Annotated in this window: 19 protein-coding genes; 14 read left to right on the top strand and 5 right to left on the bottom strand. The window is 63.9% G+C overall.

Annotated elements, in window-relative coordinates:
* Positions 1-46: 46 nt before the first annotated feature.
* The gene (locus FJW06_RS03535) at positions 47-628 is read right to left on the bottom strand and encodes a TetR/AcrR family transcriptional regulator (RefSeq protein WP_140748020.1); all 582 of its coding nucleotides are present in this window, start codon (positions 626-628) and stop codon (positions 47-49) included.
* A 189-nt stretch (positions 629-817) separates the two neighbouring features.
* Here FJW06_RS03535 and FJW06_RS03530 point away from each other — a divergent pair, with 189 nt between their 5' ends.
* The 3 genes from FJW06_RS03530 to FJW06_RS03520 are packed head-to-tail and all read left to right on the top strand — an operon-like array spanning position 818 to position 5,483.
* Entirely contained in the window at positions 818-1,120 is a 303-nt protein-coding gene (locus tag FJW06_RS03530; protein WP_246674514.1) for a hypothetical protein, read from the top strand.
* Complete coding sequence (locus FJW06_RS03525) at positions 1,114-4,314, top strand: multidrug efflux RND transporter permease subunit (RefSeq protein ID WP_140748018.1); 3,201 nt, start codon at positions 1,114-1,116, stop codon at positions 4,312-4,314. Before FJW06_RS03530 ends, FJW06_RS03525 begins: the two co-directional genes overlap by 7 nt.
* Positions 4,315-4,328: 14 nt before the next feature.
* Positions 4,329-5,483 (top strand): efflux RND transporter periplasmic adaptor subunit, encoded by a 1,155-nt coding sequence (locus tag FJW06_RS03520; RefSeq protein ID WP_140748016.1) that lies wholly within the window; start codon positions 4,329-4,331, stop codon positions 5,481-5,483.
* A gap of 85 nt (positions 5,484-5,568) precedes the next feature.
* Here the strand turns inward: FJW06_RS03520 and FJW06_RS03515 are convergent, their stop codons facing one another.
* A complete protein-coding gene (locus FJW06_RS03515; protein ID WP_140748014.1) occupies positions 5,569-6,492 on the bottom strand; it encodes a LysR substrate-binding domain-containing protein in 924 nt (307 codons plus the stop codon).
* A 98-nt stretch (positions 6,493-6,590) separates the two neighbouring features.
* On the opposite strand from FJW06_RS03515, the gene FJW06_RS03510 reads away from it, so the two are divergent.
* The 8 genes from FJW06_RS03510 (at position 6,591) to FJW06_RS03475 (ending at position 16,431) form a co-directional block, all read left to right on the top strand.
* Complete coding sequence (locus tag FJW06_RS03510) at positions 6,591-7,382, top strand: 2OG-Fe(II) oxygenase (RefSeq protein ID WP_246674513.1); 792 nt, start codon at positions 6,591-6,593, stop codon at positions 7,380-7,382.
* Between the two features lie 223 nt (positions 7,383-7,605).
* On the top strand, positions 7,606-8,295 hold the full coding sequence (locus tag FJW06_RS03505) for a GntR family transcriptional regulator (RefSeq protein WP_140748012.1): 690 nt from the start codon (positions 7,606-7,608) through the stop codon (positions 8,293-8,295).
* 15 nt (positions 8,296-8,310) lie between these two features.
* Positions 8,311-9,414: a mandelate racemase/muconate lactonizing enzyme family protein gene (locus tag FJW06_RS03500; RefSeq protein WP_140748010.1), complete on the top strand. Its 1,104-nt coding sequence runs from the start codon at positions 8,311-8,313 to the stop codon at positions 9,412-9,414.
* A 1-nt stretch (position 9,415) separates the two neighbouring features.
* Positions 9,416-10,600 carry a mandelate racemase/muconate lactonizing enzyme family protein gene (locus tag FJW06_RS03495; protein WP_140748008.1) on the top strand — a complete coding sequence of 395 codons (1,185 nt, stop codon included), beginning with the start codon at positions 9,416-9,418 and terminating at the stop codon, positions 10,598-10,600.
* 239 nt (positions 10,601-10,839) lie between these two features.
* Positions 10,840-12,501: an ABC transporter substrate-binding protein gene (locus tag FJW06_RS03490; RefSeq protein WP_140748006.1), complete on the top strand. Its 1,662-nt coding sequence runs from the start codon at positions 10,840-10,842 to the stop codon at positions 12,499-12,501.
* Between the two features lie 72 nt (positions 12,502-12,573).
* A complete protein-coding gene (locus FJW06_RS03485) occupies positions 12,574-13,527 on the top strand; it encodes an ABC transporter permease (protein WP_140748004.1) in 954 nt (317 codons plus the stop codon).
* Positions 13,524-14,405 carry an ABC transporter permease gene (locus FJW06_RS03480; RefSeq protein WP_140748002.1) on the top strand — a complete coding sequence of 294 codons (882 nt, stop codon included), beginning with the start codon at positions 13,524-13,526 and terminating at the stop codon, positions 14,403-14,405. Before FJW06_RS03485 ends, FJW06_RS03480 begins: the two co-directional genes overlap by 4 nt.
* Positions 14,398-16,431 carry an ABC transporter ATP-binding protein gene (locus tag FJW06_RS03475; protein ID WP_140748000.1) on the top strand — a complete coding sequence of 678 codons (2,034 nt, stop codon included), beginning with the start codon at positions 14,398-14,400 and terminating at the stop codon, positions 16,429-16,431. Before FJW06_RS03480 ends, FJW06_RS03475 begins: the two co-directional genes overlap by 8 nt.
* A gap of 1 nt (position 16,432) precedes the next feature.
* Here the strand turns inward: FJW06_RS03475 and FJW06_RS03470 are convergent, their stop codons facing one another.
* Entirely contained in the window at positions 16,433-17,341 is a 909-nt protein-coding gene (locus tag FJW06_RS03470; RefSeq protein WP_140747998.1) for a LysR family transcriptional regulator, read from the bottom strand.
* A 127-nt stretch (positions 17,342-17,468) separates the two neighbouring features.
* On the opposite strand from FJW06_RS03470, the gene FJW06_RS03465 reads away from it, so the two are divergent.
* Together FJW06_RS03465 and FJW06_RS03460 are read left to right on the top strand one after the other, a co-directional pair.
* Positions 17,469-19,124 carry an ABC transporter substrate-binding protein gene (locus FJW06_RS03465; protein WP_140747997.1) on the top strand — a complete coding sequence of 552 codons (1,656 nt, stop codon included), beginning with the start codon at positions 17,469-17,471 and terminating at the stop codon, positions 19,122-19,124.
* 2 nt (positions 19,125-19,126) lie between these two features.
* Entirely contained in the window at positions 19,127-20,017 is an 891-nt protein-coding gene (locus FJW06_RS03460; RefSeq protein WP_140747995.1) for a DUF427 domain-containing protein, read from the top strand.
* A gap of 82 nt (positions 20,018-20,099) precedes the next feature.
* Here the strand turns inward: FJW06_RS03460 and FJW06_RS03455 are convergent, their stop codons facing one another.
* Positions 20,100-21,458: an NAD(P)/FAD-dependent oxidoreductase gene (locus FJW06_RS03455; protein WP_140747993.1), complete on the bottom strand. Its 1,359-nt coding sequence runs from the start codon at positions 21,456-21,458 to the stop codon at positions 20,100-20,102.
* Between the two features lie 316 nt (positions 21,459-21,774).
* On the opposite strand from FJW06_RS03455, the gene FJW06_RS03450 reads away from it, so the two are divergent.
* Entirely contained in the window at positions 21,775-22,494 is a 720-nt protein-coding gene (locus FJW06_RS03450) for a helix-turn-helix domain-containing protein (protein WP_140747991.1), read from the top strand.
* Positions 22,495-22,664: 170 nt separating this feature from the next.
* Here FJW06_RS03450 and FJW06_RS03445 read toward each other — a convergent pair whose 3' ends face one another.
* Positions 22,665-23,705, bottom strand: coding sequence for a DUF3445 domain-containing protein (locus tag FJW06_RS03445; protein WP_140747989.1), 1,041 nt, complete (start codon positions 23,703-23,705; stop codon positions 22,665-22,667).
* Between the last annotated feature and the right edge of the window lie 6 nt (positions 23,706-23,711).

The following is a 23,711-nucleotide window of genomic DNA, read 5'->3' as shown; positions in this document are numbered from 1 at the left end:
TCGGGGGAGAAGGTGGCCCGAAGGGCCGGATGAGGGGGAGTCCCGATCAGCGCGCCCGGAACGAGGCGATCAGGCTTTCGGCCATGCGCACGAATTGGGCGCTCGGGCCCTCGGCGCCGACGCTCTGCATCGAAACGCGCGCGCCTTCGAGCAGCAGCGACAGCGTGTCGGCCAGAAGCTCGGCCTGGCCGATGCCGGCGTCGCGGCAAAGCGCAACGAGCTTTTCGCGCTGGGCTTCCTTCAGTTCCTTGATGACGCGCCTCGCCGGGTGATCGGTCTCGGTAAGCTCGACGGCGGCATTGGCCATGTCGCAGCCGCGGCTGTCGGCGCTGAGCAGCTCCGACGCCTTTTGCACCCAGGCATGTAACTGGGCGAGCTTGTCACCGGGGTGCTTGGCCTCGAACTCGTCCCAAATCCTTGAAGCCTTCGCCGCCGTGGCGCGAAGGCATTCGATGATCAATTCGTCCTTGGACTCGAAGTGACGGTAAAGCGTCATCTTGTTGGTGCCGGCAGCCTCGGTAATGGCGTCGACGCCCACGCCCTTGATGCCGTGCTTGTGGAACATGTCCTGCGCCGTCTCCAGGATTCGATCCCGGGGGCGGGAACGCTCCGCGACGCCGTCAGTCATGATGATCTCCTTTCGTCGTTTCCAAAAAAACCGTCGTCACCTCTTGACTAGGGTGTTACCGGTCTGTAACTTCCAGCATGTTACTTACTGGTAACACCTATATCACTCGCCGTCAAACGACAAGGCCCTCCGATAGCCCTGCCAGAGTGAGATAGGACGCAAAATCTGCCTGTCATGCGGCTTCGGCCGGTGAAGAACGAGAAAAAAGCGGCCCGTGATCATGCGATGCGGGCCGAGCAAGGAGCCGCTCCTATGCAAAAGCGCAAAGACCTGACGATCGACGAAGCCATCCGGGATCCAATGATCCGGCTGGTCATGAAGGCTGACGGAATAGACCCCAAAGCCTTCGAACGGCTGCTGCGCCAGCGCGCGGCGGAACAGGCGCAGGACGATGAAGTCCTGCCATCCTTCCTGCAGGATTCCGGTTCCGGCCGGGCCCGGCGCCTGCGCCATTTCGCAAAACCGTTCGGCGAGGCGTCCGCATCATGGTGAACTTCTTCATCCACCGCCCGATCTTCGCGTCGGCGATCGCCATCATCATGGTGCTCGCCGGCGCGATCGCCTATTTCCTGTTGCCGGTCTCGCAGTTCCCCGACATCACGCCGCCGCAGGTCGTGGTCAGCGCACACTACCCGGGCGCCAGCGCGCAGGTCGTGGCCGATACGGTCACCACGCCGCTCGAGCAGCAGATCAACGGCGTGCAGGGTATGACCTACATGTCGTCGACGAGCTCGAATGACGGCTCGTCCACCATCACCATCACCTTCGATGTCGGCTATCCGCTGAGCACGGCGGCGGTCGACGTGCAGAATCGCGTCAGCCAAGCGGCGTCCTCCCTGCCGGCCATCGTCAACCAGGGCGGCGTGACGATCAAGAAGCAGAACCCCAATTTCGTGCTGATCGTCGATCTCACCTCGCCGGACGGCTCCGTCGATCCGGTAGCGCTGAGCAACCTTGCCTATTTGCAGGTGGTCGATCCGCTGAAGCGCCTGCCCGGCGTCGGCGACGTGCAGATCTTCGGCGAGCGCCGCTATTCGATGCGCGTCTGGCTCGATCCGGACAAGCTGTCCAATCTCGGCATCACCGCCGTCGACGTGCAGAACGCCATCGCCGAGCAGAACGTGCAGGTGGCGGCCGGCAAGATCGGTCAGTCGCCGGCGCCGGCCGGCACCGCCTTCGAGATGCAGGTCAATGCCGTCGGCCGCCTGAGCGACCCGAAGGAATTCGGCGATATCGTCGTGCGCGCCAATTCGCAGAACGGCTCGCTTGTGCGGCTGCGCGACGTCGCCCGCATCGAACTCGGCGCGCTGCAATATTCGTCATCCGCCTTCTTCGGCAAGGACCCCACAGTGGTTCTGGCCGTCTACCAGATGCCCGGCTCCAACGCGCTCGACCTGCAGCAGCGGGTCAAGGACAAGATGCAGGAGCTGTCGCAGCGCTTCCCGAAGGGCGTCAGCTACGCCATGCATTACGACACGACGCGCTTCGTGTCGGCCTCGATGCATGACGTGCTGATCACGCTCGGCGAAGCGCTGGTGCTGGTCGTGGCGGTGGTGTTCATCTTCCTCCAGAGCTGGCGCACCACCATCATCCCGACCATCGCCATTCCCGTCTCGCTGATCGCTACGCTGGCGGTGATGTACATGCTGGGCTTCTCGCTCAACATGCTCTCGCTGCTCGGCATGGTGCTGGCGATCGGCCTCGTCGTCGACGACGCGATCGTCGTGGTCGAGAACGTCGAGCGACAGCTCGAGGCCGGGCTCAAGCCGCTGGCCGCGACGCGCGCGGCGATGGCCGAGGTGACGGGACCGATCATCGCCACAACAGCGGTGCTGATGGCGGTGTTCGTCCCCGTCGCCTTCATCCCGGGCGTTTCGGGTCGGCTCTACAACCAGTTCGCCTTGACCGTCGCGATCTCGGTCGGCATCTCGGCCTTCAACTCGCTGACGCTGTCGCCCGCGCTGAGCGCTGCGTTCCTGCGCCATCGCGGCGAAACCCAGTTCGTGCTGTTCCGCTGGTTCAACGCCGGCTTCGACTGGCTGTCGCATGCCTATGCCCATGGAGTGCGCATCCTGATCAAGCTGCGCTGGATCATGCTGGGCCTGTTCGCGGCCGGTCTCGTCGCCACCTATTTCGTCTGGCAGAAATTGCCCTCGACCTTTCTGCCGGTCGAGGACCAGGGCTATTTCTTCGTCGTCATCCAGCTGCCGGACGGCGCTTCATTGGAGCGCACCGACGCGGTGGCGCAGAGGGCGCGCGATATCCTGCAGAACACGCCCGGCGTCGACATCGTCGGCTCGATCAGCGGCCTGAACTTCCTCACCAGCGCCGCGCAGTCGAATTCCGCGGTGGAGTTCGCGATCCTGAAGCCATGGGACGAACGCGGTCCTGACCAGAGCGCCTCGAAGCTGGTCGAGCAGGTGCGCGGCAAGCTTCTGCAAATGCCGGATGCGTTCGCGCTCTCCTTCGATCCGCCTTCGATCCCGGGTATCGGCACCACCGGCGGCTTCGAGTTCCAGGTTGAGGACCTGTCGGGCCGCGGCAGCGCTGCGCTGAACGACGTCACGCAGGCGCTGATCGCCGAGGCGCGCAAGCAGCCGGAGCTCAACCCGCAGCAGCTGTTCTCGTCCTTCTCGACTTCGACGCCGCAGTTCAACTACGACCTCGACCGCAGCAAGGCGAAGCTGCTCGGCCTCAACCTGCCTGACGTCTTCAACACGCTGCAGATCTATCTCGGCTCGCTCTACGTCAACGACTTCAACCTGTTCGGCCGCACCTTCCGCGTGACCATCCAGGCCGACAAGGACGCGCGCGCCGACGCGACCGACATCTCCAGGCTCTATGTGCGCAATGCATCCGGCGGCATGGTGCCGCTAAGCACGCTGGGCAAATTGGTGCCGATCGTCGGACCGGAGACCGTGCCGCATTACAACAACAATGCCTCGGCCCTGATCAACGGCGGCGCTGCTCCCGGCTTCTCGTCCGGACAGGCGGTGGCGGCCATGGAGCGGGCGGCGGCCAACGTGCTGCCGCGCGACTTCGGCTACGAATGGACCGGCATCACCTTCCAGGAACTCAAGGCAGGATCGATCGCGTCGGTCGTGTTCGGGCTGGCGATCGTCTTCGTCTTCCTGATCCTGGCGGCGCAGTATGAAAGCTGGGCGATGCCCTTCATGGTGCTGCTTGCCGTGCCGCTCGCTCTGTTCGGCGCCTTCGTCGTGCTCCTGCTGCGCGGCATGCAGATAGACGTCTACTCGCAGATCGGCTTCGTCATGCTGATCGGCCTGGCGGCGAAGAACGCGATCCTGATCGTCGAGTTCGCCAGACGTCGGCGCGAGGAAGGCCTCAGCATCGTCGAGGCGGCGATGGAAGCGGCAAGGCTCAGGCTGCGGCCGATCCTGATGACCGCCTTCGCATTCATCCTCGGCGTGCTGCCGCTGATGTTCGCGACAGGCGCGGGCGCGGCCAGCCGGCAGTCGATCGGCACCACCGTCTTCGGCGGCATGGTGGCGGCGACCATCCTGTCGCTGGTCTTCGTGCCCGTCTTCTACGCGGTGATCGAACAGCTGCGCGAGCGCCGCGGCGAAAAGGAACCAGCCAAGGGACACCACGACGCCCCTCAGCCAAAAGAAATCGAACCGACCGCCGAGCCGGCGCTTCAGCCGCTCGCCCAGGCGGCCGAATAGGATTGGAGACCAAAATGCGTAGATGGAAAATCGCTTTGGGAACGGCCGTTGCGCTCGGCGCAATCTCGGTGGCCAGTGTGCACCTGCTCGACATGGGCAATTTCGGCCTGCATAGCAGCACGGCGGGCGCCGCACCCGCGCCAGCAGCCTTCGTCATGCCGGTGCCGGTGGTGAATGTCGTGAAGAAGACGCTGCCGATCTATCTCGACTACGCCGCGCGGGTCGAGCCGATCCGCAGCATCACGCTGCAGGCGCGCGTGCCAGGCTATCTACAGGAGCAGACGGCTGCCGACGGCAGCGACGTCAAGCAGGGCGACCTGCTCTACCGTATCGCGCCCGACGACTATCAGGCCGCGCTCGACCAGGCGAAGGCGCAGGTGCAGCGCGATACCGCGACGCTCGACTATGCAAAGTCCAATCTCGGCCGCGGCACCGACCTCGCCAAGGCCGGCTATCTCGACAAGGATAGTTTCGACCAGCGCACCAGCAATCTGCGCACGGCGCAGGCCGCCCTCGCCGTCGACCAGGCGGCCGTGCGGACGGCCGAGCTCAATCTCGGCTATGCCGAGATCAAGGCGCCGTTCTCCGGACGCATCGGCCGCAACCAGGCCTCGGTCGGCACGCTGGTCAGCGTCGCCGGCACGGTGCTCAACACGCTGGTGCAGCTCGACCCGATCTATGTGACCTTCAATCCGAGCGAAACCGACCTCGTGCAGATCGAGCAGGCGAAAGTCAACGGTCCGATCGCCGTCGACGTGCTGTTGCCCGGCGAGACCAAGCCCAGCCAGAAGGGCGAGCTCACCTTCATCGACAACACGATCGACCATTCGACCGGCACGATCACGGCGCGCGCCACGATCGGCAACGCCAAGTTCACGCTGCTGCCTGGACAGTATGTGCGGGTGCGGCTGCATGTGAAGGAGCAGCCCAACACGCTGATGGTGCCGCAGGTGGCGCTCGGTTCCAGCCAGCTCGGCAAGTACCTCTATGTCATCGGCAAGGGCAACACCGTCGACCAGAAGCTGGTGTCGCTTGGACCCACCGACGGCGACCTGATTTCCGTGACCTCCGGCATCTCCGAGACCGACCAGGTGATCACGGGCAATCTGCAGAAGATCGGACCCGGAATGCCGGTTTCTCCCTTGCCGCAACAGAAACCGGCCAGCTGATAACCCCCATCAGTTTCCGGTCCGACGGCGCCCTCGACACCCACGTCGAGGGCGCCGTTTTCTTATGGGGTTTCAGACGGCTCTCCTACGCGGGCTCTGCGTGCGGCTTCGCCGAATTGCCTGCAAGCAGTTCGACCAGCCCCGCAACATCCGCCCTCTCGACCTTGGCCGGCAGCATGAAGGCGCAATAGAGCTGGCCCAGGCGGACGGAGACCGAGGACAGCGCGATCAATCGGCCGGCTTCGAGATCGGCATTCGCCATCGCCTTCTGCCCCAGAGCTATCCCCAGCCCCAGCCGTGCGGCGCCGATCGCCAGACTGGAGAGGCCGACGCGGCGGCCATGCGACGGGTCGGGCGCGCGGTTGCCGCCGGCGGCGGCGAACCAGTCCGCCCAGCTCGGATGCGAGGCGTAGTTGGGGCCCCAGTTGGTGTGGATGAAATGGCTCTCATGCAAATCGGCCAGGCTGGCGGCTCCGTTGCCGTAGCGCTGCCAGAAGTCGGGCGACGCCACCGGCAGCACCTCGTCATGGACGAGCCGCACCATCTTCAGCGCCGGATAATGATAATCGCCGTAGCTTATGCGCAAGTCGATGTTCTGGCGTACGACGTCGACAGGATCGTCCTCGACCCGGACATCGATCGCCATTTGCGGAAAGCCGTCGAGCAGCACGGCCAATCGCGGCGCCAGCCAAAGCTCGGCAAGCGAGAACGGCACGCTCACGACGAGGCGCGTGCGCAAGCCGCCTTCCAGCATGCGCCGGCCGACCGCCGCGATCTCGGCCAGCGCATGCGCCGTCTGCGGATAGATGGCGTGGCCGGCATCGGTCAGCGTGATGCGGTTGCCGTTGCGCACGAAGAGCTGCTTGCCGAACCAGTCTTCCAGGTTGCGTATCTGCTGGCTGACCGCTGCCGACGAGACACCGAGCTCGCTGGCGGCAAGCGTGAAGCTGCCAGCGCGGGCCGCCACCTCGAAGGTTCTCATCGCGTTCAAAGGCGGCAGCTTGTCCATGTTTGCCTCGAAAGTTTTTCTTGAGGAAGCCTAACAATTTTCCACGTTGCCGCAAAGATTTCCTTGGCGTGTAGTACCTCCAGTTTTCGGAGGACGCTATGATCGAAACCATTCTCGACCTGGACCGCTACCCGCTCGACCGTGAAGGCAGCGCCGAATGGCAGCGGTTGGTGGACGAGTCCAAGGCCGCGCTCGCGGCAAGCGGCATGTTCAACCTCGAGGAGTTCCTGCGCCCCGGCATCGCCGAGAAGGCCGTCGCCGAAATACGGCCGGTGATGGACACGCGCTCGCATGTCCATAAGCGCATGCACAACATCTATTTCAAGCCGTCTATCCCGGAACTCGCCCCCGAACATCCGGCGTTGCGCAAGGTGGAGACGATCAGCCACACGGTCTGCGCCGATCAGATCCCAGGCAGCACCGTTCTTTCGATCTATGAGTACGAACCGCTGGTGCGGTTCCTGGCGGCGACGATGGACAAGCCGCACCTTTACGTCATGCAGGATCCGCTGGCCCGCGCCAATGTCATGGGCTACCGCGCCGGCGAAGCGCTCAACTGGCATTTCGACCGCTCGGAATTCACTACGACGCTTTTGCTGCAGGCGCCGGAGCGCGGCGGCGATTTCGAATACCGCACCAACCTTCGCTCGGACAGCGACCCGAACTATGACGGCGTGGCTAGGCTGCTCGAGGGGCGCGATCCGGAGGCAAAAATCCTGCGCATCAAGCCCGGAACGCTCAACGTGTTCCGAGGCAAGAACACCGCGCATCGAGTCACCACCGTCGAGGGCAATCGCGAACGCATGATCGCGGTGTTCTCCTACTACGAACGCCCCGGCGTGATGTTCACCGACGAGGAGCGGATCGGCTTCTACGGTCGCGCGGCCTGAGACTGCTTGGAAATTCTACTCTGGCGGCCATCTGGCAGCGCTTTCTGCGCTTCCGGTGCTCACGGACCCAAATGTCCGCTCCGGTTCTCGAAATCACCACCACATGACTCGCGAGAGCGAATTTCGAAACAGTCTCAGCAGCCCCCCGATCTCGATTAGAAGGCTCTTGTTAGATTGTCGACAATCTGATTATCTTGCGGAAATTCCCCTCCGGAGTCGACCTATGGCAAAGCTGGATTTCGCTCCGATCGCGGATACGACGCGCAGGGCGGAGATCGTCGCCCTGCTCAGGCGCGCCATCCTGACCGGACAGTTGGAGCCAGGACAGAAGCTCAACGAGCTCAGGATTTCCGAACAAATGCGGGTGAGCCGCGCGCCGCTGCGCGAGGCGATGCGTGAGCTGGTGCAGGAAGGCATCCTGACCGGCATTCCCTATGCCGGAACCTTCGTCGTCGACGTCACCGCGAAGGACATCATCGATGCCTATTCGCTCAACAAGGTGCTCGATGAATTCGCCATCGAACTTGCCTGGCCGCAGCGCGACCAGCGCTTCTTCGACGAATTGGACCGCCGCCATGAAGCGGTAAAGCAGGCGACACGGGCAAAGGACACCACGCGCCAGATCGAGACGGCGCTGCAATTGCATGGGCTGATCTATGAATGGGCCGACAATTCGGTGCTGCTCGAGACCTGGCAGCGGCTGACCAGCCGGCTGCAGATGTACTTCGCCCTGCATCAGCGCGCGCGCAACGAACCGGTGCCGGCCGAGGACGTACATGAGACTTACGTCGCCCTGCTCAAGGGCTCGGACATGCGCGCCGCCCAGCGCCATGCGCGCGAGCATATCGACCTCGATTTCGAGGAGCTTCTCGCCTATGCGCGCGGCCTCGAAAGGCGCGCGTCGAAGAACTGACAGACGGACGGCAAAGTGAAGATCAAGAGCATCAAGGCCTATCACGTGGTCCAGCCCTTCGTGGACGGGCCCTACCGCATGTCGAAGGGGCGCGTCGCCGACTGCTTCGACGCGGTGATCGTCGCCATCACGTCGGACAGCGGCGTGACCGGCTGGGGCGAGATGGCGCCGCTCGGCAATTTCTACTCGGCCGCGTTCCCGGCGGGAGCACGCGCGGGCGTGCCGGAAATCGCGCCGCACCTCATTGGCCAGGATCCGCGTGGGTTGGCCGGCATCGGCCGGCTGATGGACACGGTGTTCAAGGGCCATCCCTATATCAAGTCGGCGCTCGACATGGCGTGCTGGGATCTCGCCGCACGCGCGGCCAACGTGCCGCTGGTGACCATGCTCGGCGGTCGCGAGAGCGACACGGCGGAGACCTACCGGGTCGTCACCCACGGCACGCTCGATCAGATGGCGGCTTTGGCCAAGCGGATTATTTCCGGAGGCTGCCGCCGCCTGCAGGTCAAGGTCGGCGGCAATGTGCATGATGACATCGAGCGCGTGATGACGGTGGCTGCCGCCGTGCCGAAGGGCACGGTGATCTTCTGCGACGCCAATGCCGGCTGGACGCCCTATCAGGCGCGGCAGTTCGCCGACGCCACGCGCGGCATCGACTACACGTTCGAACAGCCCTGCACGACGCTGGATGAGAACATGTCGGTGCGGCGCATGCTCGACAAGCCGATGGTGATGGACGAATCCGTCACGTCGCTCGGCGAGATGCTGGAAATCCACCGCCGAGGTGCCGCCGACGGATTGACGCTGAAGGTCTCGCGGCTGGGCGGCGTGACGCAGACCCGGCTGATCCGTGACGTCGCCGTCGATCTCGGCTTCATGGTCACGGTCGAGGACACGGGCGGCGCCGAGATCGACACCGCCGCCATGGCGCACCTGTCGCTGTCGACGCCGGCGGAGCGCCGGCTGCACGCCATCGCCTTCCACGAATGGGTGACGGTGCGCACGGCCAGGAACGCACCGCCGGTGACCGGCAGCCATATGGGCGTTCCCGACGGCCCCGGCCTTGGCATTGATGTCGACCCTGGCCTGCTCGGCAAGCCTTTCTTCGAGATCGGCTGACATGAAGATCAGGCGCGTCAAGGCGACACCGATCAATTACAGGCTGGAAGCGCCTTACGTCTGGGTCTTCGGCGAGCTCGACGGCTTCTCGCCGACCATCGTCGAGGTCGAGACCGAGGACGGGCTGGTCGGCATCGGCGAGGCGCCGACGCCGGGCGCAGCGGCCATCATCGACGACGTGCTGGCGCCGAGGTTCGTTGGCCGCGATGCCTTCGACATCGCTGGCGCGGAGGAAGTCTGCCTGCCCTTCTGGAGCGGCGTGCAGTCGATCAACGACCGTACCCGCATCATGGCCTTCGGCGCCATCGAGATGGCGCTGTGGGACCTGCGGGGCAAGGCGTGGAAGCAGCCGCTTTACCAATTGCTCGGCGGCGCGGTGCGCAAGGAGATCCCCTTCACCGATTATTTCTCGCTGCGCGGCGATGGCGCCAGGGTGAAGGGCGAGAAGACGCCGGAAGAAGTCGCCGACTACTGCGTCGAGCTCCACGAGCGCCACGGCACCACCTTCTTCGAAGGCAAATTCTCGACGCATGATCCGAAAGTGTCGATGAAAATGGTCGAGCTGATCCGCAACAGGCTCGGCGACGGCGCCATGATCCGCATCGATTCGAACCAGGCCTATTCGCTGGCTACCGCCGGGCAATTGGCGCGGCCGCTGGAAGAGCTTGGCGTGCGCAATTGGGAGGACCCGGTGGCGACCATCGAGGAGATGCGCGAACTGCGTCGGCATACATCAATCCCGTTCTCGACCCACAATATCGACATCGCGCGCGCCATGGCGCTGAAGGTGCCGGACGCCTTCGTCGGCAACCCGACGGCGCATGGCGGCATCAACCGCATGCTGCGCTTCGTCGGCGCCTGCGAACATGCCGGCATCGATTACTGGTGCTACAGCGGCGACACCGGCATCGGAAGCGCCTGTTACCTGCATCTGTGCGCCGCGCTTGGCTGGATCCGGGAGCCCAACCAATCGCTGTTTCGCATGCAGCCGATGGACATCATCGAGGAAGGTCCGTTTTCGCCGAGAAACAATGTTGTGCCGGTGCCCGAAGGCCATGGCCTCGGGGTCACGCTGTCGCAGGAGCGGCTTGCCGCCTGCCATCGCGATTTCGTCGAGAACGGCCCCTGCAACAAATATCACGACCCGGAAAAGCCCGGGACTTACCGCAGACTGCCGCTGAATTAGGAGGATGTCGAAAAGCTAGCAGGACTTATCTGGAAAAAGGCGGCCACAAGTCGCCTGGCCGACAGACAATTCATCAAGAAAATCTGACTTTTCCGTCCCAACGAGCGGATGGACCGGTCGGAACTGCGTGCTACTGTATATCGACCGATACTGATGAGGCCCTGGAACAGGAGAACTCCACGGAACTCGTCAGCTGGAATGCACCTGCCAACCACAACAAGGGGAAAGGGCCTGGACCCATGCGCAAGAACTACCGCATTCTCGATCTGCTGCGGCGCGGCCGCACGCCACTCGAAAACCACCTCATCGACGGCCTGATCGACGGCCGCATCAGCCGCCGCGAGTTCGTGCGTCACGGCAGCCTGCTCGGCCTGTCGCTGCCGCTGCTCGGCCGCATCGGCATGGCGGCCGGCTTCGGCGCGGCGCCCTCGCTCGCGCGCGCCGGCGCGCCTGGCGCCACAATCCGCGTCGGCAGCAGCGTGCCGGCCGCGGCGATCGATCCGGTCACCATCGCCGACGCCGGCGGCCTCGTGGTGATGCAGCAGGTGGCCGAGTTCCTGTGCGTCGATGGCCCTGACCTGGTGCTGAAGCCGGCGCTGGCGGAAAGCTGGTCGCCCAACACCGACGGCACGGTGTGGACCTTCAAGCTGCGCAAGGGCGTGAAATTCCACTCGGGCGGCGAGATGAAGGCTGAAGACGTTGTGGCCAGCATCGACCGCCTCGCCGATCCGGCCAACTCGTCCAACGCGCTGTCGGTGTTCACCGGCATCCTGCAAAAGGGCGCCTCGAAGAAGGTCGACGACTACACCGTCGAATTCCACCTCGATGCGCCGAACGGCAACTTCCCCTACATGCTGTCGTCCGACAATTACAACGCCGTCATCATCCCGGCGAGCTACAAGGGCGGCTACGAGCAGAGCTTCGACGGCACCGGGCCGTTCAAGCTGGAGAAGTACACGCCCAAGGTCGGCGCCTCCTTCGTGCGCAACGACGACTACTGGGGTGAAAAGGCCCTGCCGGACCGCACGGAATTCACCTTCTTCACCGACATCCAGCCGCAGATCCTGGCACTGCAAGGCGGCCAGATCGACATCATCAACCAGATGCCGGTGCTGGCGGGCGTCGCGGTGCTGAACGATCCGAATGTCGACGTCATCAGCCTGAAGTCGTCCGCGCATCAGCAGCTTCATATGCATTGCGACGAGGGCCCGACCAAGGACGCGCGCGTGCGCCGCGCCATCGCGCTCTGCCTCGACCGTGAAAAACTCGCCGCCGGCCTGATGAAGGGGCGCTCGGCACTCGGCAACGATAGCCCATTCGCTCCTGTCTACCCTTCGACGGACACCAGCGTGCCGCAACGCAAGCAGGACATCGCCCAGGCCAAGCAACTGATGGAAGCGGCGGGCGCCGGCAAGGGCTTCAAGATGACGCTCACCACCGAGCGCTATCTGGAAATCCCGGAATACGCCCAGCTCATCCAGAACTGGGTCAAGGAAATCGGCATCGAGCTCGAGCTCAACATCCTGGACCAGAGCGCCTATTATGGCGATGCCGTGTTCGGCAAGTCGAACTGGCTGGATTCGGCGATGGGCATCACCGATTACGGCCATCGCGGCGTGCCCAACGTCTATCTGGCGGCACCCTTGAAGAGCGACGGCACCTGGAATGCCGCCCACTTCAAGAACAAGGACTACGACCAGATGGCGGCGAGCTATATCGCGGCCCTCGACCTCGAGGCGCAGAAGGCCACCGCAGGCAAGATCCAGAAGCTGCTGCTCGAGGAAACGCCGGTGATCTTCGGGTATTTCTACGACTACCTGACGGCGACGGCGAAGGGCGTGGCCGGCGTGCAGCCCACGGCCATGTCGCAGTTATTCCTCGAGAAGGCGTCGAAAGCCTAGGCGGGAGAGAAGAACAATCCTCCAACAGCCGGCTCTCTTTTCCGAGAGCCGGCTCCAACAGGAGTATTCGCCATCCTCTCCTTCCTCACCCGGCGCCTGGCTCTGTCGCTCATCACGCTATTCCTGCTCAGCGTCATGGTATTCCTCGGCGGCCAGGTGCTGCCGGGCAATGTCGGGCGGGCCATCCTGGGCCCCTTCGCCGACCAGCGCGCGGTCGATGCGCTGAACCATTCGCTCGGCGTCGACCGGCCGCTGCTCGTCCAATACGGAAGCTGGATCTGGAACTTTCTTCATGGCGACATGGGCACGTCTTATGTGTTCCGCGCGCCGGTCGCGCCCTTCGTCGTCGATGCCTTGGGCAATTCGATGAAGCTGGCGCTGGTCGCCTTCGTGCTGGTGGTGCCGATCGGCATTCTCGGCGGCGTGATCGCCGCGCTCAATGTCAACCGGCCGCTCGACCGCATCATCAGCCTCGGCGGCCTGTCGGTCACGGTGCTGCCGGAGTTTGTCACCGGCATCATCCTGATCTTGATCTTCGGGGTGTGGCTGCGCTGGCTGCCGATCGCCGCCGCCTGGCCGAAGGGCGCAGGCATCCTCACCCAAATTTATTATCTCATCCTGCCCTCGCTGCCGCTGTTTCTGGTGCTGTTCGGCTATATCGCGCGCATGGCGCGCTCCGGCATGATCGAGGCGCTCGATTCCGACTACACGCGCACCGCGGTGCTGAAAGGCCTCCGCTGGCGCACCGTGATCTGGCGCCATGTGCTGCGCAACGCGCTGCTGCCGACCATCACCGTGATCGCCACTCAGACCGGCTATCTGATCGGCGGCCTGGTCGTGATCGAGACGCTGTTCCGCTACCAGGGCATCGGCTCGCTGATCTTCACCGCCGCGCGCGGCAAGGATTTTCCGATGCTGGAGGCCGGCATCCTCACCATCGGCATCGTCTATGCGGTGGCGACCTTGATCGCCGACTTCCTCTATTCCGTTCTCAATCCGCGCATCCGGCTGGGAGCAGAGCAATGAGCGCTACCGACTCTCCCGTCAGCCTGCCGCCCCCCGACACCGCAGAGCGCAGTCCCTGGGGCGAGGTGCTGCATTCGCTCTCCAGGTCCGGCACCTTCCTGACCGGGCTCGGCATCGTCGTCTTCTGGATCGTCTGCGCGCTATTCGGCCAGCACTTCGTCCCCTATGACCCGCTGGCGAGCGACATCATCAACGCACTCACGCCACCAGCGGCCGATCACTGGTTCGGCACGGACCAGCTCGGCCGCGACGTCTTCTCGCGCGTCATTATCGGCTCGCGCGACATCCTTACCGTGGCGCCGCTGGCGACAATCCTCGCCACAATCGCCGGCACCGCGCTCGGCCTCGTCATCGGCTATTTCCGCGGCATCGTCGACGACATCGTCAGCCGCGTGCTCGAAGCCTTCATGGCGATCCCGGTGGTGATCATCGCGCTGCTCGCCATCGTCGCGCTCGGCACCTCGAAGATCACCGTCATCGTCGTCATCGGCCTGAGCTTCGCGCCGATCATCGCCCGCACCGTGCGCTCGGCGGTGCTGGCCGAACGCGAGCTCGACTATGTGGCCGCGGCGAAGCTGCGCCACGAAGGCGCGCTGCACACGATGTTCGTCGAGATCCTGCCCAATGTCATCCCGCCGATCCTGGTCGAGACGACGGTGCGGCTGGGCTACGCGATCTTCGCGGTCGCCACGCTCTCCTTCATGGGCTTCGGCATTCAGCCGCCCTCGCCCGACTGGGGCCTGTCGATCTCCTCCAATTACGGCATGATCGGCGGCGGCTTCTGGTGGACGGTGCTGTTCGATGCGCTCGCCATCGCCTCGCTGGTGATCGGCGTCAACCTTGTGGCCGACGGCGTGCATGGAGCGTTCAATGACTGACCCCAGGCAAGCAACCAACGCACTTGAGCTGAAGGAGCTTTCGGTCGCCTATCGCGTCGGCCGCCGCAACCGGGCGGTGCTGCGCAATGTCAACCTGACCATCAAGGCCGGCGAGGCCTATGGGCTGGTCGGCGAATCCGGCTGCGGCAAATCCACCGTCGCGCTTTCGGTGGTGCGCTATCTGCCGCGCAACGGCTCCATCACCGGCGGCTCGATCGCGCTCGACGGCAAGGATGTCATGAAGCTCGATGCGGAGGCGCTGCGGCGCGCCCGCGCGGACAGCGTTTCGATGGTCTACCAGGATCCCGGCAAGGCGCTGAACCCGTCGCTGCGCATCGGTCGCCAGCTGACCGAGATCTTCGAGCTTACCGGCGTCACCGGACAGGCGGCCGAAGACAAGGCGCTCGCCATGCTGAACCGGGTGCGCATCTCCGATCCGGCCAGCGTCATGCAGCGCTATCCGCACCAGCTTTCCGGCGGCATGCAGCAGCGCGTTGCGATCGCCATGGCCCTGGCCAACGACCCCTCAATGCTGATCCTCGACGAGCCGACGACCGGCCTCGACGCCACGGTCGAAGCCGAAGTGCTCGATCTTATCGGCCAGTTGCGTCGCGAGCTGTCGGCTTCGATTCTGTTCATCAGCCACAATCTCGCCGTCGTCTCCAACATGTGCGACCGCGTCGGCGTGCTCTATGCCGGCATGCTGGTGGAGGAAGGCTCGACCAGGGACGTCTTCAACGACCCGCGCCATCCCTACACGGTGGCGCTGCTGCGCTGCCTGCCGCGCGGCGGCCAGCGCAAGGACCAGGGCCGGCTCGACACCATCCCGGGCTTCCTGCCCGGCATCGGCGCTACGATCGTCGGCTGCGCCTTCGCCGACCGCTGCGCTTTGGCCACCGAACGCTGTCGCGCGGAGCCGCCGCCGCTCTATGAGCTTGGCGAGGGCCGTCTGTCGCGCTGCCACTATCACGACAGGGCGCAGTCACTGCCGCGCGCCACGCCGGCCGAGATCGCTGCCGTCACGCCGAAGCAGGCGCCGCCTGTGCTGCAGGTCGAAGGACTCAACAAGACCTATGCCAGCCACGGCCGTCCGCTGCGGGCGGTGAAGGACGTCTCGGTGAGCCTGCGGCCCGGCGAGACGCTTGGGCTGGTCGGCGAATCCGGCAGCGGCAAGACGACCTTCGCGAGGCTGCTGCTCGGCCTTGTCCCGCCCGACGACGGCGGTTCGATCGAGCTCGAGGGCAAGAAGCTCGCGCCACGGCTTGCCAGCCGCTCGGAAGACCAGGTCAAGGCGGTGCAGATCGTCTTCCAGAATCCGGACTCGGCGCTCAATCGCTCGCATTCGATCCGGCATATCCTCAGCCGCGCCCTGAAGCGGCTGGGCGGGCTCACCGGCAAGACGTTGGACAACCGCCTGGAAGAGCTGGTCCGCTCGGTGCGGCTCACCGACCGGCATCTCGCGGTCAAGCCGCGCCAGCTCTCCGGCGGGCTGAAACAGCGCGTGGCGATCGCGCGCGCCTTCGCCGGCGATCCGCGCATCGTGGTGTGCGACGAGCCGACCTCGGCGCTCGATGTCTCGGTGCAAGCGGCGATCCTCAATCTCCTCGCAGACCTGCAGTCGAAGCAGGATGTCTCCTACATCTTCATCTCGCATGACCTCGGCGTGGTGCGCTATCTCTCCGACAAGATCGCCGTGCTCTATCTCGGTCGCATCATGGAGTTCGGGTCCTCGGAAGCGGTGTTTTCCGGACCGCATCATCCCTATACCGAAGCGCTGTTGTCGGCTGTGCCGAAGCTCGACCGGACCGAAAGCGCGCGCATTCGTCTCGACGGTGATATCCCGAGCGCGGCCAACCCGCCGACAGGCTGCGTCTTCCATACCAGATGCCCGCGCAAGATTGGCACAATCTGCGAAACGCAGGAGCCGGAACTCACCGAGGCTCAGCCGGGACATACCATCCGATGCCACATCCCCTACGACGAGCTGGCAAGACTGCAAAAGCCAAAGGCCATGGAGCCGGCGTGAGTCAGAACGCCGCCGTGCCGGCCATGCTGAAGGCGCGGTCGCTTTCCGCGAAAGCCTGACCGCTGGACAGGTTCCTGGCCGGTGTACGCAGGCCAGCGAGCGCAACGTCGAGAGCATCGGACGAGGCCGGGTTCTCCGGATAGGCAAGATAGATCGGGCGCTGGAATACCGGCGTGTTCTCGACGCGCTTCAACTCGCCGCGCTCGACATGGGTGCTGACCGCGCTCAGCGGCAGATAGGCAGCCGCCTTCTGCGACAGGACGTGCTGCAAGCCGATAAACACGAGCCCGGCTGAGATCGCCGGCTTCACCATGCCGGCAAAGGCGCGGTCGTGCTCGACACGGAACTCCAGCCCCCAGTCCATGAGGATGTAATTGTCCATCCACGGCCCGGGCTGCGCCGTGTGCTGGACGAGAACCACCTGATCGACGGCCAAGGTCTCATAGACGATGCCGGGATGCGGCTTAGGCAGATAGAGGATGCAGATGTCGAGCAGGCCGTCGGCGATCTGGTCGACCGCCAGATCGGGGAAGCTGCCTTCCAGCCGGAGCGCCACGTTCGGCCGCTTCGCGCGCATCCAGTCGATCCAGGGCGAGGTTATGCTGTCCCAAAGATAAGCGGGCGCGGTGAGCCTGAGCAGCGTTTCGTAGCCATCGGGAACGGCGATGTCCTGGCGCGATTGCTCCCAGGTGCGGGTGATCGTCGAGGCATGCGGCAGGAACTGCCGGCCGGCCGGCGTCAGCGTGACGCCGTCGCTATCGCGGACGAACAGCTTGCGGCCCAACTGCTCCTCCAGGCCGCGAATGCGCGCGCTCACCGTCGACTGGGCAAGGTGCAGCCGGTGGGCGGCGACGGTGAAGCTTCCATGGGCCGCGACCTCCAGGAAACTGCGCAGATTCTCGGTCTCCATGGCTCCCACCTTTCAGTGCCTCGCCATCGAGAATTCCGATGGCTTCGATCAAAAAATATCGCTTCCCGGTCGCGGTCAACAGTGGCCTAAATGCCAAGGTCCCCCGCGACAAATAAGGAATGCCGCCATGCCGAAGCATTTCAGGACGATCGACGCCGCTCGCAAAACCCTCAGCGCAATCGAAAATTCCGCTATCGACGAATTGCTCGCCGGCAGGGTCGGCCGGCGTGAATTCCTGCGCCATGGCAGCGTGCTCGGCCTGTCGCTGCCCTTCCTCGGCGGCATCGCTTCGGCGCTCGGTCTCGGCGCTCCGCCAGCACGCGCCGAAGGTAAGCCCGGCGGCACTGTGCGCGCTGGCGTCGCCGTGCCCGGCGGCGCCATCGATCCGGTGACTTTCTACGACAGCGGCAGCTACCAGCTCGCCTTCCAGACGTCCGAGTTCCTGTGCGTGACGCAACCCGACCTGACGCTGAAGCCGGTGCTGGCCGAGAGCTGGTCACCCAACGCCGATGGCAGCGTGTGGACCTTCAAACTGCGCAAGGGCGTGAAATTCCACAATGGCGAGGATTTCAAGGCCGACGACGTTGTGGCGACCTTCGATCGCCTCGCAGACCCGAACGGCGCGTCCAACGCGCTGTCGGTGTTCAAGGGCCTGTTATCGAAGGGCGGCACGCGCAAGGTCGACGACCACACGGTGGAGTTCCATCTCGACGCGCCGAATGGCAGCTTCCCCTATTCGGTGTCGATCGACAATTACAACGCCGTCATCCTGCCGGCGAGCTACAAGGGAGACTACGAGAAGACCTTCGAGGGCACCGGTCCGTTCCGGCTCGAAAGCTACACGCCGAAGGTCGGCGCGAGCTTCGTGCGCAACCCCGACTATTGGGGCGAGAAAGCACTGCCCGACCGGCTCGAGTTCAAGTTCTACGCCGATGTGCAGCCGCGGATTCTCGCGCTGCAGGCGGGCGAGGTCGACGTGCTCGACGCCATCCCGCTCGACGTCAGCCAGGTTGTGCTGGGCAACCCCGACATCCAGGTGCTGCCCGTGGCCTCGACCGCGCATCGCCAGCTCCACATGCGCTGCGACATGGCGCCTTTCACCGACAAGCGCGTGCGCCAGGCGCTGGCGCTTTGCATCGACCGTTCCCAACTGGTCGACGGTCTCTGCCGCGGCATGGCGGCCACCGGCAACGACAGCCCGTTCGCGCCGGCCTTCCCGGTCACCGACAAGTCGGTGGCGCAACGTACGCAAGATATCGCCAAGGCCAAGCAGCTGATGGAGGCGGCGGGCCTGGCCAGCGGCTTCGACATGATGCTGACGACGCTGCGCTATTCCGACATCCCCGGCTATGCGCAGCTCTTCCAGAACTTCGCCAAGGAGATCGGTGCGCGCATCTCGCTCAACATCGAGGAGCAGGACAAATATTACGGCAAGGCGGTGTTCGGCCAGTCGGACTGGCTGGACAGCCCGCTCGGCATCACCGACTACGCGCATCGCAGCGTGCCGAACGTGTTCCTGAAGAGCCCGCTGGTCAGCGACGGTCCGTGGAACGCGGCGCATTTCAAGAACGCGACCTATGACGGGCTGGTCAACAGCTATTTGAAGGCGCTCGACCTCGATGCCCAGCGCAAGGCCGCTTCCGACATCCAGAAGCTGCTGCTCGACGAGACGCCGGTGATCTTCAGCTATTTCCCGGACCTGCTGGTGCCGGTGCGCAAGACCGTCAGCGGCGTGCCGCCGATCGCAGCGGGCCTGCTGCTCGATCGTGTATCGGTGGGTTGACCATGAGCGTGCGCAAAGCCCTGGCCGCAAACGACGAAAAAAGGACAAGTACCATTCGCAAGCCCCATCTGCGCGGCCGCGGGCCGCATTTCCCGATACTCGACGGCATCGTGCAATACGAGTTCGAACCGGGCTATGTCGCCTTCACCATGCCCTCGCCCAAGCGGATCAGGGTGCAGGTGGGACCGATGATCGTCGCCGACACCACCAAGGCGCTGGTGTTCCAGGAAAGCGACCATCTGCCGGTCTATTACTTCCCGATGAGCGACGTGCGCGAGGAGTTCCTGCTGCCGAGCCGGACGGTCACGGAAGATCCGTTCAAGGGCGTCGCCACGCATTATTCTTTGAATACCGGCATCACGCTGGTCGAAGACGGCGCATGGCGCTATCTCGACCCGGTCAAGGGCTGCCCGCCGATCCAGGACTACATATCCTTCTATTGGCCGAAGATGACCCATTGGTATGAGGAGGACGAAGAGATCTTCGTCCATGCCCGCGACCCGTTCCGCCGCGTCGACTGCCTGCCTTCGTCGCGGCGCGTGCAGGTGATCCTTGACGGCGAGCAGGTGGCCGATTCACGGCGCGGCGTGTTCCTGTTCGAGACCGGCCATCCGGTGCGCCACTACCTGCCGATCTCGGATACGCGGCTCGATATGTTTTCGCCCAGCCGCTACATCTCGCGCTGCCCCTATAAAGGCATCTCAAACTACTATCACGTGACGACGCCGAAGAAGCGGCACGAGAACCTCGTCTGGTACTATCCCGAGCCGGTGCACGAGGCCGAGCGGATCAAGGGCCTGGTGTGTTTCCATCACGAGCTGGTCGACAAGATCCTGGTCGACGGCGTGGAGATTCCCAAGGAAGCGACGGCCGCGTCGGACGGGTATTTCTGACCGTAAGCCCAAAACGATCAAGGGCAGCCCAGTATATCGCTGGGCTGCCCTTCTGTTTGTGGCTATGCTGGAACTGCGAGCATCACTCGGCCGCGACGCCCTTCACCTCGAGATAGCTCTCCATCGAATCGTCGAGCGCCTGCAGCCACGGCGTGTGATGCAACGGCGCCATGGTGCCGGTCATCAGCGAGCGGTAGGCGTTGTCGCGGAAGGTCATGATGTTTTCCATCTTGTGGTGCTCCCACTCCATGAAGGTGCGGTTGACCGCCTCGACATCGAAGCCCGGATAATCGGTCTGGTCCATCAGCTCCTTGGTGTAGTCGCCCTGGAACCAGATCATCTGCTCGGCGTCTTCGAGGGTCTCTTCCCGGGCACGCCACTTGGCGCTGTGCTCGGCCATCGCCTCGGCGGAGGGCAGCTTGATGCGGCCAAGCATCACGTCGCGCGCGTACCAGGCCTGCGCGTCGAACATGTTGAAAGTGTAGAACTGGTCCTGCATGCCAATGTAGAAGAGCTTCGGATTCTTCTCCCAGACGACGCCTTCATAAAGATCGAGCGGCCACATGCGATTGGCGGTCTTGAGCTTGAGGTCGTCGGTGAGGAAGGGGAAGGAGTGCAGGTAGCCGGTGCACAGGATGATGGCGTCGACATCCTTGGTCGTGCCGTCCTTGAAATGCGCCGTCTTGCCGACGACCTTCTGCAGCAGCGGCACTTCCTTCCAGTTCTCCGGCCATTTGAAGCCCATCGGCTTGGAACGGTAGCTGGAGGTGATCGATTTGGCGCCGTATTTGTAGCATTGCGAACCGATGTCCTCGGCCGAATAGGAGCGGCCGATGATCAAGATGTCCTTGCCCTTGAACTCCATCGCGTCGCGGAAATCATGGCTGTGCAGGATGCGGCCATTGAAGGTGGGGAAGCCCTCGAAGAAGGGCACGTTGGGCACGGAGAAATGGCCGGAGGCAACGACGACGTTGTCGAACTCCTCCGAATAGGTCAAGTCGTTGGTGCGGTCGTGCGCGGTGACAGTGAACCTCTTGGTTTCGTCGGAGTAGGTGACCATGCGCACTGGCGTGTTGAACCGCACCCATTTGCGCACCCCGGATTTCTCGACGCGGCCCTTGATGTAGTCCCACAGCACCGCGCGCGGCGGATAGGAGGCGATCGGCCGGCCGAAATGCTCCTCGAAGGTATAGTCGGCGAATTCGAGGCACTCCTTCGGCCCGTTCGACCACAGATAGCGGTACATCGAGCCATGCACCGGGTCGCCATGCTCGTCGAGGCCGGTGCGCCAGGTGTAATTCCACAGCCCGCCCCAGTCGCTCTGCTTCTCGAAACAGACGATCTCCGGGATCTCGGCGCCCTTGTCGGCGGCCGACTTGAAGGCCCTCAACTGGGCTAGGCCCGACGGCCCAGCTCCGATGACGGCGACACGAGATTTCATTGCGGGCCTCCTCTTTTCCGACTTCGACTCTCGACTTGAGGCAATTCCGGGCGGAAAACCGTTCGACACTTTCCTGGAATTGCTCTCACGAAACAAATTTCACTCACAGTGACAGTAATTGGGTCTTTGGTGCTGTCAACAAACATCTGCGGCGACGGCGTTTGCGTGAACGGTTTTTCCGCGCGAAGGCGGCGACGGCTCCAGGCGGGCGAAGCGCGGCTGCGACATACAGCGGCTTGCTGTGGCGGTTGCACTTCCGTATCGCCACCGAATATGTTCACCTTGAGTGAAATAAATCCGCGGATTCGAGGGCGACATGGCAAACAAGACTTCTGACACAAAGCCCTCTGCGGCCGCCAAGAGCAAGGTGCCGCCGAAGCGCGTTTCGGCGGATGGGCGCACGATCCGCACGCCGCTGACCCAGAACCCGCATGCCATTCGCGACACGCGCGAGAAGGTGCTCGAAGTGGCGATCGGCCACGAGGTGCGCGCCTTCCGCAAGAAGCTCGGCATCACCGTCGCCGATCTCGCCGCGGCCACCGACATTTCGCTTGGCATGCTGTCGAAGATCGAGAACGGCATCACCTCGCCGTCGCTGACGACGCTGCAGGCGCTGTCGCGGGCGCTGGGCGTCCCGGTGACCGCCTTCTTCCGGCGTTTCGAAGAAGAGCACAGCGCCGTCCTCGTCAAGGCGGGCGAAGGCGTCGATGTCGAGCGGCGCGGCACGCGCGCCGGCCATCAATACAATCTGCTCGGTCATATCGGCGCCAATACCAGCGGCGTCGTGGTCGAGCCCTATCTCATCACCCTGACCGAGAATTCGGACGTGTTCCCGACGTTCCAGCATGCGGGCATGGAGTTCCTCTACATGCTCGAAGGCGAGGTCGTTTACCGGCACGGCAACAATCTCTATCCGATGAAGCCCGGCGACAGCCTGTTCTTCGACGCCGACGCGCCGCACGGACCGGAAGAGTTGACGCAGTTGCCGATGCGGTATCTGTCGATCATTTGCTATCCGCAGAACAGCGCGGGTTAATCGGACTGCAGCAGCCCCCTCACCCGGATTGCCAAGGCCGAATTGCAAAGAGCAATTCGGGGCAATCCGACCTCTCCCCGAGGGGAGAGGAGATTGTCGACACCGGCGCCCACCTCTTCTCCCCTCGGGGAGAAGGTGGCCGCGAAGCGGCCGGATGAGGGGGAGTCCGCCTAGTCCGGCCCGAATCCCGGGCTGGTCGGGCTGCCGTCATCCAGCTTCGACAACCACTCGACCAGCGTGGGCCGATACCGCGTCAGGCCTTTGTAAGTTGCGAGCTCTTCCGGCAGGTCACGGATGACGCGGTGCAGGCGGCGGGCCCATTTCGGCTGAGTGACCAGCTCGTCCATCTTGATCAGGTAGCAGCGGATCGGAAACACGATGGCGTTGGAGCGCGGCAGCCGCCAGAAGCTTTGCAATTCGACGCGCAGATGCACTTTCTGGCCGACATTCTCGGGCGTGACCGTGGCGCGATCCGGGCCCCATTTGTGGTAGTTCTCGGGGCTGGTGTCGAGGCGCGGATTGATGGTCATCGTCCAGTTGAGGCGCCTGGCCGGCTTGCCCTGCTGGATGTTGGTGAGGAATTTCAGCGCACGGGTGAAGATGCCCTTCTCGTGCGCCAGCGGCACCGGCGCGTGCCATTCGAAGAAGTTCATGCCGATGTCGAAATCGAGCGACCAGTCGGCCTGGGTAGTGACCATACCGGCGTCCATCCACAGATTGCCGTCGCGCTGGTCGAGAATGCAGAAATCGCCCTGGCTCTGGCGGGTGATGTATTCCATCGGGCCATAGGGCAGGGTCGAGGTGTCGCCGAAGGTGAAGGTGTCGTCGATGCCGAGCGGACGGTTGATCCAGCGCCAGCGGTCGCCGTTCCGCTCCAACGTGAAATGCTCGGGATAGCCGAGCGCCTGCTGCTCCATCAGAAGCTCGAGCAGGTCCCAGCCGGCTAAAGTCATATGCGGCAGCGACTGGCAGCGCAGCGGATCCTCGGCCAGCACCAACGCGCGGTCCTGCATCTCGGCGACATAGTGCTCGTCGACGTCGATCAGGTTTTCCAGCACGCTGCCCTTCGGGCCGACGACATGCGGCTCGATGTTGACCGCGTACATGTAGCTGTCTTCGTTGAACGGAAACGGAAAGCGCCGGATGTGCTCCGGGCTATTCCTGAAGGTGTAGTCGTCGCGAAACGTTTCCTTGCGAAAGGTGATGCCCATTGACGT

Origin of the sequence: Mesorhizobium sp. B4-1-3, assembly GCF_006439355.1 — a bacterium.
Lineage (GTDB): Bacteria > Pseudomonadota > Alphaproteobacteria > Rhizobiales > Rhizobiaceae > Mesorhizobium.
Note: the sequence above shows the minus strand (reverse complement) of the source record. Positions and strands in the feature narration are given on the sequence as shown.